Origin of the sequence: Streptosporangium sp. NPDC000095 (genome assembly GCF_042899335.1) — a bacterium.
In the GTDB taxonomy this organism is placed as follows: Bacteria; Actinomycetota; Actinomycetes; order Streptosporangiales; family Streptosporangiaceae; genus Streptosporangium.
Genome location: NZ_JBIAZS010000010.1, coordinates 87661 through 102495, shown reverse-complemented (window position 1 = coordinate 102495; position 14835 = coordinate 87661). Strand labels below are relative to the sequence as shown.

Below are 14835 nucleotides of genomic sequence, written 5' to 3'. Positions count from 1 at the left end.
AGCGAGTCAGTCTCCCGACCCCTCGGCGAAGCGGGATCACGCCCCCGGCCCCTGTGCGGAGCGAGATCGGCCGTGCCGGCGGGTTCCGGGGCGAATCGGATCACCGGACACGGCGGGCTCAGGGCAGGCCGACGCCGCCGAGGCGGATCCGGGCGGCCACCGCGCGGTGGTCGTGGCGGGGCAGCGCGACGACGAGGCGTTCGAGAATCTGGATGTCGTTCCTGCCGTGCTCGGTCTCCGCGTAGGCCCACAGGTCCTCGGGGCCTCCCCGCCGCAGCAGGCGGGCTCGTACCTGCCCCTCCAACTCCTCCCGTTCGAGGCGCAGGGCGGGTGCCTCGGAGCGGGGCAGCAGGGGGCCGCGGTAGGCGCGGGCGACCGGGGCGGCCTCGTCGGCCGCGAGCAGCCGCTTGAGCTCCAGGAAGTCGGCCTCCACCACGCAGGTGAGGCGGTACGGCTTGGCGGCGATCGTACGGCCGAGCTGGGCGCGGAGCCGGTGGATCTCGGCGCGGACGGTCACCGGGTTGCCCGCGTCGCCGTACAGATGGAAGGAGAGCTGGGCGGCGGTCATGCCCCGGGGGTTGAGGGCGAGCATCGTGAGGATCTCGGCATGGCGCAGGGAGAGTGACAGACGGGCCCCTTCGAGGTGCGCCGTGGGGTGTTCCGCGCCGAGGAAGGACAGGGTGAGCACGGGGCCCCTGGCCGGGCCGGAGAGGCGGAGCAGGAAGCCGTCGCCGCCGAGTCCCTCCAGGAAGGCGCTCCGTCCGTCGGGCAGGATCACCCGGTCGCCCGTCTCCGGCAGGCGTACGCGGGCACCCCACTGGCGCGCGTCGTCACCGGCGATGATCCGCCCGGTCGCGGTGACCAGGGCGCCCGGTTCGCCGCGCAACGTGCTCAGGTGCCGCTCGTGACGGCGTCTGAGCCGCTCGTCGCGTTCGAGCATGCGCAGGGTGAGGTGGTTCTCGGCCAGTCGCGCCGCGGCCTCGACGAGGGCGACGCTCGCCGGGTGCATGACGCGAGTCGTGCCGCTGACGTCGACGCAGCCCAGCAGGTCGCCGCTGTCGGGGTCGACGATCGGCGCGGCGGAGCACGACCAGAAGTGGAGCGCCCTGACCAGGTGCTCGGCGGAGAAGACGTGCAGGGGCCTCCGGGTGGCGAGCGCAGTGCCCAGGCCGTTGGTCCCGATCGCGCCCTCGCTCCAGTCGAAGCCGTCGGCCAGTCCCACCTCGTCGGCGCTGTCCATCGTCCGGCGGTTGCCGTCGCGCCAGAGCACCCTGCCGAGGGCGTCGGTGACGAGCAGGATCTGGTCGTCCGCGTCGACGGCCTCCAGAAGGGTCCCGGTGATGACCGGCAGAAGCCCGCTCATCGGGTGCGCCGAGCGGACCTCGTGGATGTCCTCGCCCTCGAAGGCGATGGGGGCCGACCCGGTGTCGGGGTCGACACCGGCGTCCAGCGATCGCCGCCATGAGGCGGAGATCACGCTTCTGGGTCCCTCGCCCGTCGGCCGCTCGCCCCTGATCAAGGTCTCGTGCAGACGTCGCAGCCGTGACGAGTAGGAGGCGAGGTCGGCCGTCTGGACGGCTCCACGGTGGCCGTCGCGCACATATCCCCCCGGAATAGAGCCGATGGCCGAAGCATCGGCGGTCGGGCCTGCGCTCGCAACCCGTTCGGCCAAAGAGGGTGTGCGAAGAGTGAGTGAACGACCGCAACGTGTGTGCAACCTTCGGAGGGTTACCTTCCGAGCACACGACGCCGTGTGCGGCCGCTCCGGCGCGTGTCGCGTCGGGTCTCGGGCGTCTGGAGGGGGGACCGAGGCCCGACGGGGGGTTTAATCCCCATCCAGGGGGAACGCGTGCTCGGTCGAGTACACAACACCCGGCCCGGACCCCGTAGGCTCGTGACGACCGATGTCACGGACGAGGAGCACAACGACGGTGAACCCAGGGGATGTCAACCTGCAGCAGCTGCTGGAGCAGGCACAGCTCATGCAGCAGCAGCTTGTGAGCGCCCAGCAGGAGCTGAACGACGCGGAAGTCGAGGGCTCCGCGGGCGGCGGACTTGTCGTGGCCACGGTCAACGGCGGGGGCGAGCTGCTCGAACTCAAGATCAGTCCTGAGGCCGTGGATCCCGACGATCCCCAGGAGACGGCCGACACCATCGCCGACCTGGTCATCGCGGCCATTCGGGACGCCGTGCGCGCCGCCGCCGACCTGCAGCAGGAGAAGCTCGGTCCCCTCGCCCAGGGGCTGGGCGGCGGGGGCGGGCTCGGCCAGCTTCCCGGGTTCTAGGCATGTACGAAGGGGTCGTCCAGAATCTGATCGACGAGCTGGGCATGCTCCCGGGGGTCGGTCCCAAGAGCGCGCAGCGCATCGCGTTCCACCTGCTGGCCGCGGAGCCGGCCGACGTGAAGCGGCTCGCCCACGCCCTGCTCGAGGTCAAGGAGAGGGTCCGCTTCTGCCGGGTCTGCGGCAACGTGGCCGCGGAGGAGGAGTGCCGGATCTGCCGCGACACCAGGCGCGATCTTCACGTGATCTGCGTCGTCGAGGAGTCGAAGGACGTCGTGGCCATCGAGAAGACCCGCGAGTTCCGGGGTCGCTACCACGTGCTCGGCGGGGCGATCAGCCCGATCGACGGCGTCGGCCCCGACGACCTGAACATCAGAGAGCTCATGGCCCGCCTGGCGGACGGCCAGGTCACCGAGCTGATCCTCGCCACCGACCCCAACCTTGAGGGGGAGGCGACGGCGACCTATCTCGCCCGTCTGGTCAAGCCGATGGGATTGAAAGTGACACGACTGGCCAGCGGTCTGCCGGTAGGCGGTGACCTTGAGTACGCGGACGAGGTCACCTTGGGCCGCGCGTTCGAAGGAAGAAGGCTCCTTGATGTCTGACGATGCGTGGAGCGCTCTCGCGGAACGGATCGCGGAGCACGCGAAGAACTACATCGACGGCCTGACCCGTCTGGCGGGCGGAGAGGGCGGCGACGCCATCCTGCCGCTGCTGCTGGTGGAGGTCGCGCAGGTCAGCTCGGCCGGCGCGCAGCTCGGCGCGAGCCAGGACGTGATCCTGTCGGGCAACTGGGAGCCGCACCTGGGTGAGGACCCGGACGTCGACGTCGTCCGTACCGCCCTCGCCGAGAGGCTGAAGCCGGTGGACGACTACGCCGAGGTCTTCGACCCCTACAAGGACACCGTGGTCACCCCGTACCGCCTGTCGGACGACCTGACGGCGGTGGCCGCCGACCTCCTGCACGGGTTGCGGCATCACAGGGCGGGGCGTCCTCTTGAGGCGCTCTGGTGGTGGCAGTACTCCTATTTCAACACCTGGGGCAACCACGCCGGAGCGGCGATGCGAGCACTTCAGGCGCTTGTCGCCCACACGCGGCTCGATGTCGCGGAGGAGCGCACAACGGTGTGATCGTCCACATGCTGGGTTGACCCGAGGGTCTCAGCGAGGGCGCCAGTAGACTGTGAGCTCCACAGCCCTAGATTGCTTCGGAGACATCTCGTGGCGCTCGTTGTTCAGAAGTATGGTGGTTCGTCCGTCGCCGACGCGTCCTGCATCAAGCGGGTCGCGCAGCGGATCGTCGCGACGAAAAAAGCCGGCAACGACGTCGTGGTGATCGTTTCGGCGATGGGCGACACGACGGACGAGCTGCTCGACCTCGCCCAGCAGGTCTCGCCGCTTCCGCCGGGCCGCGAGCTCGACATGTTGCTCACCTCGGGTGAGCGCATCTCGATGGCGCTGCTGGCGATGGCGATCGCCAACCTGGGTCAGGAGGCGCGCTCGTTCACCGGGTCCCAGGCCGGGGTGATCACCGACTCCTCGCACGGTCGCGCGCGCATCATCGACGTGACGCCCGGCCGGATCCGCGAGGCGCTCGACAACGGCCAGATCGCGATCGTGGCCGGCTTCCAGGGCGTCTCGCAGGACACCAAGGACATCACCACGCTCGGCAGGGGCGGTTCCGACACCACGGCGGTCGCGCTCGCCGCCGCTCTGAACGCCGACGTGTGCGAGATCTACACCGACGTGGACGGTGTCTTCACCGCCGACCCCCGCATCGTCTCCGCCGCCCGCAAGATCCCCAAGATCTCCTACGACGAGATGATGGAGATGGCGGCGTGCGGTGCGAAGATCCTGCACCTGCGCTGTGTCGAGTACGCTCGCCGCTTCAGCCTGCCGATCCACGTCAGAAGTTCGTTCAGCACCAAGGAAGGCACGTGGGTCGTCTCCGACCCCGACAGCGAAGGAACAGAGATGGAGCAGCCGATCATCTCCGGCGTCGCGCACGACCGGAGCGAGGCCAAGATCACGGTTGTCGGGGTGCCCGACAAGGTCGGTGAGGCTGCGACGATCTTCAAAACGCTCGCCGACGCCGAGATCAACATCGACATGATCGTGCAGAACGTGTCGGCGGCGACGACCGGCCGGACGGACATCTCCTTCACGCTGCCCACGAGTGACGCCTCGGCCGCGCTCACCGCGCTGAAGAAGATCCAGGAGCGCATCGGCTTCGAGTCGCTGCTCTTCGACGACCAGATCGGCAAGATCTCGCTGATCGGGGCGGGGATGCGCTCGCATCCCGGCGTCACCGCGACGTTCTTCGCGGCCCTCGCCGACGCGGGGGTGAACATCGAGATGATCTCCACCTCGGAGATCCGTATCTCGGTGATCGTCGGGCAGGACGAGGTGGACACGGCGGTCAGCGCCGCGCACCGCGCGTTCGATCTCGATGTGGACCAGGTTGAAGCCGTGATCTACGGAGGTAGCGGGCGATGAGCCGCAAGCCCACTCTCGCCCTGATCGGGGCGACCGGTGCCGTCGGCACCGTCATGCGTGACATCATCTCCGGCCGCGAGGACGTCTACGGCGAGATCAAGCTCGTCGCGTCCGCCCGCTCGGCCGGCAAGGTCCTGCGGGTCCGTGACGAGGACCTCGTCGTCCAGGAGCTGGCCCCCGAGGTGTTCGACGGCGTCGACATCGCGATCTTCGACGTGCCGGACGAGGTCTCCGCGACCTGGGTGCCGATCGCCGCCGAGCGCGGGGCCGTCGTCATCGACAAGTCGGGCACCTTCCGGATGAACCCCGAGGTCCCGTTGGTCGTGCCGGAGGTCAACCCCGAGGCCGCGCGGGAGCGGCCGCTGGGGATCATCTCCACCCCCAACTGCACGACCCTGTCGATGATGGCCGCGATGGGCGCCCTCCACGAGGAGTACGGCCTGCGGGCACTGGTGGTCGCCTCCTACCAGGCGGTCTCCGGTGCGGGCGTGGCGGGTTCGGCCCGCCTCTACGACGAGGTCGAGGCCCTCGCGGGTGACCGGACGATCGGGCAGACCGCCGGCGACGTGCGCAAGGCGCTGCAGAACAAGCTCGGGGACGAGGAGTCGCCGTTCCCGGCGCCGGTGGCGTTCAACGTCGTGCCGTGGGCGGGTTCGCTCAAGGACGGCGGCTGGGCCTCCGAGGAGATCAAGCTCCGCAACGAGTCACGGAAGATCCTCGGGATCGACGACCTGAAGGTCTCCGCGACCTGCGTCCGCGTCCCGGTGATCACCACCCACTCGCTCGCCGTGCACGCGACGTTCGAGCGTGAGATCACCGTCGCCGACGCCCACCGGATCCTTGAGGCCGCCCCGACCGTGGTCGTCATGGACGACCCGGCCAACGGCGTCTTCCCGACCCCCGCGGAGGTCGTCGGCACCGACCCGACCTACGTGGGCCGGATCCGCCAGGCGCTCGACTTCCCCAACACGCTCGACCTGTTCGTCTGCGGCGACAACCTCCGCAAGGGCGCCGCCCTGAACGCGGCGGAGATCGCCGAGTTGGTCGCGGCCGAGTTCGCGTAGTTTCTCCCTGGCCGTACGGCGGCGTGACGTCCTGCGACGTCACGCCGCCGTACGGCCTTCGCGGTCCTGAAGGCTCGGGCCTCGGGCGACGGGATCCCGCGCGGCGGTGAGTCGTCGGTGATCCTGCGGACCGGCGGAATCCGCGTGGCCGCGGGATCGGTGGGATCCGTACGGTCGCGGATCGAGGACCGGCGGGATCCGCCGGGCCGGCGCGGGTCAGGAGCGGCGGTGGCCCGGCCGACGGGAGCGCAGGCTCGGTGAAACCCCGGATCCGGCACGGATACCGGTGACAGCCTGGTTGAACGGCCCGGTCGAGTGGAATTCCGGTCAGACATCCCATCAGTGATCAAGGCCCCTGACCTCGGGACTCGAACATCGGTCCAGCGGATGAAGGTGCTCACTCACCGGCGGCTACCAGGCACCGAGTCTGCCCGATCAGCTGACCCGGTGACCTCCATCAGCGGAAGAGAATGTCCCAGTGGTCCGCCTCGCGGGCGAATAGGGGCCCCGAGGTCGCCGACTGGCCGTACAGGCGGGCTCCGTCACCTCGCACGCCCTGTAATGGGTAGTTCTTCGTGATGTAGCGGTTGATGCACGCGTTGGGCTTTATGTCGAGCTTGTAGCCCTCGTAGTGGCTGTAGGGGCCAGGGGCGTGGCCCACCTCGGTGCCGCCGGTGACGACGAGGGGGCAACCGCTGCGGCGCTTCAGCTCGATGGCGCTGGAGACGGTCGCGGATCGTACGGCCTCCAGCGAGGTGCAGTGCGGTCCGTTGCGGTTCGCGCACTTACCCGAGGAGAACCAGGTCAGGCCCGCTTCTCGCAGGAGCCGCTTGGCGTCCGTCTGCTGGAGCCGTATGGGCTGCTGGGCCTTTTGCGCCTGTTGCCGCTGGGCGGGCCTCGCCTCGGACGGCTTTTCGAGGACGGCGGAGACCTGCTCCTCAGAAGCGGCCGCGACCGGTGTCCGCGCGTTCTCTTCGGCCTCCACCGGGGTCTTTCCTCCGTTCCGGAGGGTGGCTTCCTCGGTCCGGGGGGGCGTCTGTCTCCCGGCCGCGCCTGTCAGGGCGGCGGTGCGTGTTCGTGCGGTGGTTCCGGAGGGCCGGGGCGGTGCGTCCGCGGGAGTGGCCTCCTCGGGCCAGAGGGGGGCCGTGGGCTCCCGGCCGCGCTGAACGGCGATCGAATGACACAGTTCCCGGAGGTAGCGCCGGGAGGTTTCCAGGGTGGCGATGTCGTACACTCCGATGATCGTGGACCGGCGTACCTCCGCCGGGCCGGCCGCGACGGGCCGGCTCACGATCGCCGCGTCGGCCGACGCGTTCCCGCTCTCCGCGGTCGCGCTGTGGTGCGGGGCCGATGCGATGAAAGACAGTTGCAGAGCGAGCAGTGCTCCGGTGGTGAACCGGGCAGCCCGCTGCCTACAGGGACATGTCCCCATTTATGTATCCCTTGTCGCGGGAGCCCTTCCGCCAAAAGGATCAATCCCACCCCCGAACCCGGATGATCCCTCACGAAGAGTGATTTTTGCCCGGTAGTGGGAATGATCGGGCAGCTCGATGACCTGCTGAGACGGCGTTTTCGGCGATAAGTGACATATCCGTATTTGTCGTGCATAGCGCCACTATCACGTCCTTGGCGGGGAGCGCGCCGGACGGGGACGGGGTGGCGCGACGGCGAGAGTGACGGAGCAATCACGGATATGAGTGGCGGGGGCAATGTGGCGCGCCTAAGGTCGTTCCCTGGGCTCATCCCCGGCGGTGCGGGACGGATGATCTAGGGTTCGTCCAGTGGAGAAAGACCGGATGAGCACGTTCTCCCAGCTCCAATCGATAGGTGACGAGCGCCCTATGACCGAGCCGACCCCGAGAACCCGTGGATCGGACAGGACCCGTGAGGTCATCGTGGAGACGGCCCTGCGGCTTTTTCGCGAACGTGGATACGAGGCGACCACCATGCGGGCCATCGCCGCCGAGGCCGGGGTCTCGGTGGGCAACGCCTACTACTACTTCGCCTCGAAGGAGATCCTGGTCCAGGCGTACTACGACCGGGCCCAGGCCGAGCACGAGGCCGCGTGCGAGAAACTACTGGCCACCGAGCACCGGTTCGCCGCGCGGCTGGCGGGGGTGTTGCGGGAGTGGGTACGGGTGTCCGAGCCGTACCACGAGTTCGCGGTGAAGTTCTTCAAGCACGCGGCCGAGCCGAACAACCCGCTCAACCCGTTCAGCGCCGAGTCCTCACCCTCCCGGGACGCGTCGATCGCGATCTATCGGCGGGTCGTGGAAGGGTCCTCCGACCGGATGGACAGCGAGCTGCGGACCGAGCTTCCCGAGCTGCTCTGGCTGATGTCGATGGGCGTCGTCCTGTTCTGGGTGCACGACGAGTCGGAGGGGTGCCGACGGACACACCGGCTCATCGAGCTCACCGTCCCGCTGGTGGACCGCCTGGTGGGGCTCTCGCACCTGCCCGGACTGCGCGGGGTCGCCCGTGACTTCATCGCGGGGGTTCACGAACTTCGCGAATGAATCCCACGAAACTCTCTGAGGCCCCCAGGACTTCACGAAACCGCGCTGAACTCCATGGAACTCCGTGAACAACGGTATCGATCTGATTACCCTGAGTAGCTTATTCGATGACCGCTTCAAGGGAGTCTCATGGGCTGGGTAGCCGTGCTGGTGGTGGTGTCCGTCGCGATCGCGCTGATCGCGTTCCGGGTCCTCAGGAGAAAGGGGTACGACGACGGCGAGCACGGCGCGTCGTCCGTCGACTTCTCCGCCAACCTCGCCCTCGCCGTCTACCTGCTGGTGCTGGCCTACGCCGCGGTCCTGTGCCGGGACGCGCTCTCGGTGTCGGAGGCCGACGTCCAGGCCGAGGCCGAGAGCCTCACCGAGATGTACTGGTCGGTGGCGCCCATCCCCGAGGCGGCCCCCGTCCGCTCCCAGATCCGGCAGTACACCGCGCAGAGCATCGCCCTCGACTGGCCGCTCATGGCCGACAGCGAGATGTCCCCGATCCCCGGGCAGACCCTCGCGGACATGCGGGCCACGGTGCTCAGGCTCCGTCCGATCGGCGACGAGAGCAAGAACCTCCAGCAGGACACGCTCGACCGGATCTCCGAGGTCTCCCACGCCCGCGTGATACGAGGTGACGACGCGAGTGCCAGTCTGGAGAGCATCTTCGTGATCTCGATGATCCTCTCCGGCCTCCTGGTGATCGCGCTGCCCTGGACCCTCGGGGTGCGGCCCACGGCCTCGTCGATCATCGCCGACCTGGTCCGGGTGGCCGTGGTCGTCATCGGCGTGTGCTTCATCATCCTGATCAGCCACCCGTTCAGCGGGCTCGGTGCCGTCGACCCCGACGCGTTCAAAAGCGCGCAGCGACAGTACGACCAGATCGACGGCCACTTCCCCGCGCAGCCGTAGCCCTTCTTTGCCGTCACCGGTCCGGCCGTGGGCCGTTGTCCGGTGCGAACGTGTCCGGTCCGGTCGCTGCTCGGCGCGGATCCGGCCCGGTGCGGATGTGGTGCTGACGACGGCGCGGAAGCCCGCCGGTGGATCTCTCGCCGGCGGGCTTCACGTACGTGCGGGCCCGCCTCGGACGGGCGCCGGGGACACCGCGTGGATCTCCCAGGCGGGCTTCACCGTGAGGGCGGTCCCTGCCTCGGGCAGGCGTCGGGGGTACCGTGTGGATCTCCCACGGTGGGCTGCATCGCCTGCGGGTCCGGCCACCGGCCGGGCTATCCGCGCCCCCTGCGGTTGAGCGCGGTGACCGCGCTGACCGAGATCACCCCGGTGAACATCACCAGGAGGACCAGCTTCCTGTCGGTCCCCTTGCGCCGCTCGGTGTAGCGATCGAGCACCAGTCGTTGCCGCAGGAGGGGAGGCGCACCGGAGGGCGTCGCCCTGGGCCGAGGGGTGTGACTCGGCGTCGGTGTGACGACCGTCTTGGGCGCGGAAACGGGGAGGGGCCGGGGCCTGGGGGGCGGGGAGGGGTCGGAGATGGGTGAAGAGGACGCGGTGGGGGTCGGCCGCTCCGGTGTGGGCTCCGGCGTGGGTTCCGGTGTGGGCACTGGCGTCGGCTCGGGTTTCGGTTCGGGCGCTGGTTTCGGCTCCGGCTCGGGTTTCGGCTTGGCCGGTATGTCCGCCGGGTGATCCGGCTTCGGCTCCCACCAGTGCCACCAGTGCCACCAGGGGGGTTCCCTGACGTCGAGCCTCGGCGGTGGCGCGGTCGGATAGTCCGGTTCGGGCTTCGGCGCGGGGTGCGGAGCGGTCGAGCGCCCGGTTTCCGGCTGCGGTCGACGGTCAGGGCCGGGTGGAAGGCCGGATGGAGGGAGGGGCGAGGAGAACGGCCCTGGCTCGGGGAGCGGAGATCGGCCGGAGGTCGGGCTCAGGGCCGCGTGCGACATCCGGAGATGCGGGGCGTCTCGCGGGACGGGCGATCCCGTCCCGTCTTTCGCCCAACTGGGGTGCGTTCCGATCAGCACGGGAATCGTCATGCAGCTCGCGAGGGCCGCCACACTGAGCAGGCCCCGTCGCCGGCTCATCCGCCGATGTTTCGTCACCCAAGGTTTCTAACATCATACGGAAAGTGATGGGGTGTTAAGTGGCCGGTCGGTGTGGATCATTCTTTTGGTCACATACCGTCTGGTTGGTACGGTCGAGGCCACTGACGGCACCCGGATCGGGCCGGATTCTCCCTCGGAATATCGTTTCGAGGGAGGGTTCCCGGCTGCGATCGCAGAACACGGAGGCGGCACGATGACCACAGGCCCACGCTGGGGTATGACGATTCCCTTCTACGACCGTTCGCTCGCCGCCTCCAAGGACCTGATCGCCGAGCTTCCCGGACTCGGCTACACCGACGCCTGGTCCGCCGAGGTCAACGGTGTCGACGGCTTCGTACCCCTCGCGATGGCCTCGGAGTGGGCCCCGGGGATGCGGCTCGGCAGCGCGATCGTCCCGGTCTCCACCCGGGGGCCCGGCCTGCTCGCCATGTCCGCCGCCACGCTCGCCGACCTCGCCCCCGAACGCTTCGTCCTGGGCATCGGGGCCTCCTCGCCGGCCATCGTGGAACGCTGGAACGCCGGGGAGTTCGTCAAGCCGTTCGCCAGGACCAGAGACACCCTGCGCTTCCTGCGCGGAGCCCTCGCGGGCGAGAAGATCAGCGAGCGGTACGAGACGTTCGAGGTCAAGGGCTTCAAGCTGGAGCGCGCCCCCAAGATTCCGCCGAAGATCGTGCTCGCCGCGCTCCGCCCCCGCATGCTGCGTCTGGCCGCCGAGGAGGCCGACGGCGCGATCACCAACTGGCTCTCGCCCGAGGACGTGCGGAAGGTGCGGGCCGAGGTCGGCCCGGAGACCGAGCTCATCGCCAGGCTGTTCGTGTGCGTCGGCGAGGACGCGGAGAAGGCGCGCGAACTCGGGCGCTGGATGCTCGCGAGCTATTTGACCGTCCCGGTCTACGCCGCCTTCCACGACTGGCTGGGGCGCGGCGAGGTGCTGCGGCCGATGCACGAGGCATGGGCGGCCGGAGACCGGCAGGCGGCGCTCAAGGCCATCCCCGACGAGGTCGTGGACGATCTCATCGTGCACGGCGACGCGGCCACGTGCCGGAGCCGGATCCGGGAGTATGTGCGCAACGGCCTGGACACCCCGATCCTCGCCCCCATTCCCGGGGGTGGGGTCCCGATCGCCCAGGCCGTACGAGATCTGGCCCCCGTCGAGGAGTGACCCTTTGTACGACCTGTTGAAGCTCGACGCCCTCGGGCAGGCGCAAGCCGTGCGGAAAGGGGAGATCTCCCCGAGGGAGCTCGCCGAGGCGGCGATCGCGCGGATCGAGGCGTGCGACGGCGCGATCAACGCCGTCGTCCACCGCAGGTTCGAACGGGCCCTGGCCGAGGTGGGCGAGGTCGATCCCGAGGCCCCCTTCGCGGGCGTGCCGACGCTGCTGAAGGACCTGGGCTGGAGCATGGCCGGGGAGCCGTACCGCGCGGGATCGCGCACCCTCGACGGGATCTTCGCCGAGCGCGAGGGGTACGCGGTGACCAGGCTGCGCCAGGCGGGGTTCACGATCCTGGGACGGACCAACACCTCCGAGTTCGGCACCGCGATCACCACCGAGCCGGTGGCGTTCGGCCCCACCCGCAATCCGTACGACCTTCGTTACAGCAGCGGAGGATCGAGCGGCGGGTCCGCCGCGGCGGTGGCGTCGGGCATGGTCGCGGTCGCCACGGCGAGCGACGGCGGCGGGTCGATCCGGATCCCGGCGAGCATGTGCGGGCTGGTCGGGTTGAAACCCGGCAGGGGCAGGGTGAGCTCCGGCCCGTCCGCGGGTGAGCCCTGGGCCGGTTTCTCGTCCGCGGGCCTGCTCTGCCGTACGGTGCGGGACAGCGCGGCGACCCTCGACGTGATCGCCGGGACGATGCCGGGCGACCCGTACGGCGCGCCCGCCTGGAGACGTCCGCTCGCCGAGGAGGTCGGGGCGGATCCCGGGCGGCTGCGGATCGGTTTCCTCGCCGAGCACCCGGACGGAGACGTCCCTTCGGAGCCGGACCTGGTGGCCGCGGTCACCGAGGCCGCCGGGTTGCTGGAGGCGCTGGGTCACGACGTCGAGCCGGGAGGACCCTCCGCGCTCGCCGAGGAAGGCTTCGCCACGCACTTCGGCACGATCGTCGCCGCCCACGTGGCCGCCGACCTGGAGGACATCGGGCGCTGGCGCGGCAGGCCCGTCGAGTTCGACGAACTGGAGGAGCGCAACCGGATCCTGGGGGCGGCGGGCAGGAAGCTCGACGCGGTCGGCTACGTGACCTCGCGCGACTGGATCGACGGGTTCAGGCGGCGGATGGCCGCCTGGTGGGAGTCGCACGACCTGCTGCTCATGCCCTCCCTGGGGGTGGCGCCCTTCCGCCTCGGCCGACTGCCCGCCGACGACGTCAGCACCTCGCGGGGCCGCACCAACCGCGCGGTGTCGTTCACCTCGCCCGTCAACGCCACCGGACAGCCCGCGATCTCCCTGCCGCTGCACCGCACGGCGGACGGCCTGCCGGTGGGGGTCCAACTGGTCGCCGCCGCGGGGCGGGAGGACCTGCTCGTCCGGGTGGCCGCCCAGATCGAGGAGGAACGGCCCTTCCTGCACACGGCGATGCGCTGACCGTCCTGTCCGCCGTTCGGGAAGCCAAGAGTGTCCGGGAAGCCAAGAGTGTCCGGGAACCCAAGGGGGAAATCACACGTTATATCGTGAGGCGGCGGGGTAGTACGCAGCCAGACGAACGTGGTTCCGAGGAGGATTCCATGGCGAAGGTGGCGCGCGCGGCGCAGACGTGGCGGGCATACAGAGAGGTGACGAAGCCGGGTTCGCCCGGTCTCGGCACCCGTCTCCGCGCCCTCCCCAGGATGATCGGCGCGGTCATGAACGGGCGGTATCCCGGCATGACCAAGGGCAAGCTGGCCATGATGGGTCTCGGCGTTCTCTACATCATCTCGCCGGTCGACCTCGTCCCCGATTTCCTGGTCCTCGTCGGGGTGGCCGACGACTTCGGCGTCTTCCTGTGGCTGATGGGCTCCCTGCTCGGTGAGGGCGGGCGCTACGTCGACTGGGAGCGCGAGGGGATCGGACGCGAGGGGATCAGATCTGTTCCATCCTGAGCCAGGCACGTGAGGGCAGCGGGTGGCCGAACAGGCGGGCGGCGTTGCCGTAGGCCACCCGGGCGATGTCGGCGGGCGGCAGGCTGCCCAGGTTCGTCGCGATGGCCTGCTGGGTGTCGGGCCAGGTGGAGTCGGAGTGCGGGTAGCCGCTCTCCAGCAGCACGTGCTCCAGCCCGACGGCGAGCCGAACCCCCGACAGGGCATGGTCGTTGAGCGTGCCGAAGAAGAAGTTTCTCCGCAGCACCTCGCTGGGCTTCAGGCCGCCCTCCCACGAGGCCTCCCCCGCCACGGGGTGGTCGAGCGCGTAGTCGGCCCGTTCGGCCAGCATCGGCAGCCAGCCCACGCCGCCCTCCACGATCAGGATCCGCAACGCGGGGAAGCGCAGCGGGATGCCCGACCAGAGCCAGTCGGCGCAGGCGAACATGGCGCTCGCGGGCATCAGGGTGGTGATCGCCTCGATCGGCGTGTCCGGAGAGGGGACCGGAGCCCAGGAACCGGCACCGGCGTGCAGGCAGACGACGGTGCCCGTCTCCTCGCACGCCTGGAAGAACGGGTCCCAGTGGTCGCTGTGGATGGACGGCAGGCGCAGCCGGGTGGGGAACTCGGGGAAGAGCACCGCCTTGAAACCGCGCGCGGCGTTGTCGCGGATCTCCTTGGCGGCCACCTCGGGGTCGGTCAGCCAGGGCAGCTGCAGGGCGATGATCCGTTCCGGGTAGGTGCCGGCCCAGACCTCCACGTGCCAGTCGTTCCACGCACGCAGGACCGACAGGCCCAGCTCCTGGTCGCGGGTCTTGGCGAAGACCATGCCGGACTGCCCGGCCAGCATGCCGGGGAAGCACAGCGCGGCCCAGACACCGGCACGGTCCATGTCCTCGATCCGGGCCTCGACGTCGTGGCAGCCGGGACGCATGTGCTCGAACCGCACAGGATCGAGCGTCCACTGCTCGCGGGGCAGGCCGGCGCCCACGTCGAGCCCGGCGCAGGGGTAGGTGGCCCCGCCGTAACGCCAGACCTGGTGACCTGAGTCGGTCTCGACCACCTTGGGCGCCAGGTCGGCGTATTTCTCCGGCAGCCGGTCGTCGAACATGTCGGGCGGCTCGATCAGGTGGTCGTCGGCTGAAATGATCACATAGTCCCGCCGCCTTGGCTCGGGATCGGGGAGCAGCGGCGTAGTCACACGGTCAACCGTATTCCGCTGGAATAACACTCATCAAGCCGCAAGGTCTCCGCTTGGTATCTCTGTCTCTCGTGACGTCTTCTGCGATGTCCCCATCACGCCTTTTATGACGCTCCGTAACTGCCTTCCGCGACACTCGACGCGACCGTTTTCACGGTGCCTCCCGACCGTCCCGCGCGGCGCCT

The 14835-nt window shown here is 69.5% G+C and carries 14 protein-coding genes; 10 read left to right on the top strand and 4 right to left on the bottom strand.

Annotation, left to right across the window (positions count from 1 at the left end):
* Nucleotides 1–118 precede the first annotated feature (118 nt).
* On the bottom strand, nucleotides 119–1600 hold the full coding sequence (locus tag ACFY3V_RS22460; protein ID WP_350941791.1) for a GAF domain-containing protein: 1482 nt from the start codon (nucleotides 1598–1600) through the stop codon (nucleotides 119–121).
* A 331-nt stretch (nucleotides 1601–1931) separates the two neighbouring features.
* Between ACFY3V_RS22460 and ACFY3V_RS22455 the strand changes: the two genes are divergently transcribed.
* The 5 genes from ACFY3V_RS22455 (at nucleotide 1932) to ACFY3V_RS22435 (ending at nucleotide 5842) form a co-directional block, all read left to right on the top strand.
* Nucleotides 1932–2285, top strand: coding sequence for a YbaB/EbfC family nucleoid-associated protein (locus ACFY3V_RS22455; RefSeq protein ID WP_362907532.1), 354 nt, complete (start codon nucleotides 1932–1934; stop codon nucleotides 2283–2285).
* A 2-nt stretch (nucleotides 2286–2287) separates the two neighbouring features.
* Complete coding sequence (gene recR, locus ACFY3V_RS22450) at nucleotides 2288–2887, top strand: recombination mediator RecR (protein WP_350941789.1); 600 nt, start codon at nucleotides 2288–2290, stop codon at nucleotides 2885–2887.
* A complete protein-coding gene (locus ACFY3V_RS22445; RefSeq protein ID WP_350941788.1) occupies nucleotides 2880–3413 on the top strand; it encodes a DUF5063 domain-containing protein in 534 nt (177 codons plus the stop codon). The genes recR and ACFY3V_RS22445 overlap by 8 nt, the downstream gene beginning before the upstream one ends.
* 90 nt (nucleotides 3414–3503) lie before the next feature.
* The gene (locus ACFY3V_RS22440) at nucleotides 3504–4778 is read left to right on the top strand and encodes an aspartate kinase (RefSeq protein WP_350941786.1); all 1275 of its coding nucleotides are present in this window, start codon (nucleotides 3504–3506) and stop codon (nucleotides 4776–4778) included.
* Nucleotides 4775–5842, top strand: a complete 1068-nt coding sequence (locus ACFY3V_RS22435) for an aspartate-semialdehyde dehydrogenase (RefSeq protein WP_362907535.1) — start codon at nucleotides 4775–4777, stop codon at nucleotides 5840–5842. Before ACFY3V_RS22440 ends, ACFY3V_RS22435 begins: the two co-directional genes overlap by 4 nt.
* Before the next feature lie 457 nt (nucleotides 5843–6299).
* Here ACFY3V_RS22435 and ACFY3V_RS22430 read toward each other — a convergent pair whose 3' ends face one another.
* A complete protein-coding gene (locus ACFY3V_RS22430) occupies nucleotides 6300–6827 on the bottom strand; it encodes a hypothetical protein (protein ID WP_362898286.1) in 528 nt (175 codons plus the stop codon).
* Between the two features lie 856 nt (nucleotides 6828–7683).
* Here ACFY3V_RS22430 and ACFY3V_RS22425 point away from each other — a divergent pair.
* Nucleotides 7684–8358: a TetR family transcriptional regulator gene (locus tag ACFY3V_RS22425; protein WP_362898284.1), complete on the top strand. Its 675-nt coding sequence runs from the start codon at nucleotides 7684–7686 to the stop codon at nucleotides 8356–8358.
* A gap of 129 nt (nucleotides 8359–8487) precedes the next feature.
* Nucleotides 8488–9255 carry a hypothetical protein gene (locus tag ACFY3V_RS22420; RefSeq protein WP_362898282.1) on the top strand — a complete coding sequence of 256 codons (768 nt, stop codon included), beginning with the start codon at nucleotides 8488–8490 and terminating at the stop codon, nucleotides 9253–9255.
* Between the two features lie 314 nt (nucleotides 9256–9569).
* On the opposite strand, the gene ACFY3V_RS22415 is transcribed toward ACFY3V_RS22420, so the two are convergent.
* Nucleotides 9570–9692 (bottom strand): hypothetical protein, encoded by a 123-nt coding sequence (locus ACFY3V_RS22415; protein WP_350941779.1) that lies wholly within the window; start codon nucleotides 9690–9692, stop codon nucleotides 9570–9572.
* Nucleotides 9693–10590: 898 nt separating this feature from the next.
* On the opposite strand from ACFY3V_RS22415, the gene ACFY3V_RS22410 reads away from it, so the two are divergent.
* The 3 genes from ACFY3V_RS22410 to ACFY3V_RS22400 all read left to right on the top strand — a co-directional run bounded on the left by ACFY3V_RS22410 (nucleotide 10591) and on the right by ACFY3V_RS22400 (nucleotide 13473).
* A complete protein-coding gene (locus ACFY3V_RS22410) occupies nucleotides 10591–11559 on the top strand; it encodes an LLM class F420-dependent oxidoreductase (RefSeq protein WP_350941777.1) in 969 nt (322 codons plus the stop codon).
* A 4-nt stretch (nucleotides 11560–11563) separates the two neighbouring features.
* Nucleotides 11564–12979, top strand: coding sequence for an amidase (locus ACFY3V_RS22405; RefSeq protein WP_362898277.1), 1416 nt, complete (start codon nucleotides 11564–11566; stop codon nucleotides 12977–12979).
* 140 nt (nucleotides 12980–13119) lie between these two features.
* Nucleotides 13120–13473, top strand: coding sequence for a YkvA family protein (locus tag ACFY3V_RS22400; protein ID WP_362898275.1), 354 nt, complete (start codon nucleotides 13120–13122; stop codon nucleotides 13471–13473).
* Here ACFY3V_RS22400 and ACFY3V_RS22395 read toward each other — a convergent pair.
* The gene (locus ACFY3V_RS22395; RefSeq protein WP_362517639.1) at nucleotides 13454–14650 is read right to left on the bottom strand and encodes an amidohydrolase family protein; all 1197 of its coding nucleotides are present in this window, start codon (nucleotides 14648–14650) and stop codon (nucleotides 13454–13456) included. The genes ACFY3V_RS22400 and ACFY3V_RS22395 overlap by 20 nt on opposite strands.
* Nucleotides 14651–14835 lie beyond the last annotated feature (185 nt).

Coding starts and splice junctions, on each gene's coding strand:
- ACFY3V_RS22410 (WP_350941777.1), top strand. CDS start 10,591: ATGACCACAGGCCCACGCTGGGGTATGACGATTCCCTTCTACGACCGT.
- ACFY3V_RS22420 (WP_362898282.1), top strand. CDS start 8,488: ATGGGCTGGGTAGCCGTGCTGGTGGTGGTGTCCGTCGCGATCGCGCTG.
- recR (WP_350941789.1), top strand. CDS start 2,288: ATGTACGAAGGGGTCGTCCAGAATCTGATCGACGAGCTGGGCATGCTC.
- ACFY3V_RS22445 (WP_350941788.1), top strand. CDS start 2,880: ATGTCTGACGATGCGTGGAGCGCTCTCGCGGAACGGATCGCGGAGCAC.
- ACFY3V_RS22400 (WP_362898275.1), top strand. CDS start 13,120: ATGGCGAAGGTGGCGCGCGCGGCGCAGACGTGGCGGGCATACAGAGAG.
- ACFY3V_RS22425 (WP_362898284.1), top strand. CDS start 7,684: ATGACCGAGCCGACCCCGAGAACCCGTGGATCGGACAGGACCCGTGAG.
- ACFY3V_RS22435 (WP_362907535.1), top strand. CDS start 4,775: ATGAGCCGCAAGCCCACTCTCGCCCTGATCGGGGCGACCGGTGCCGTC.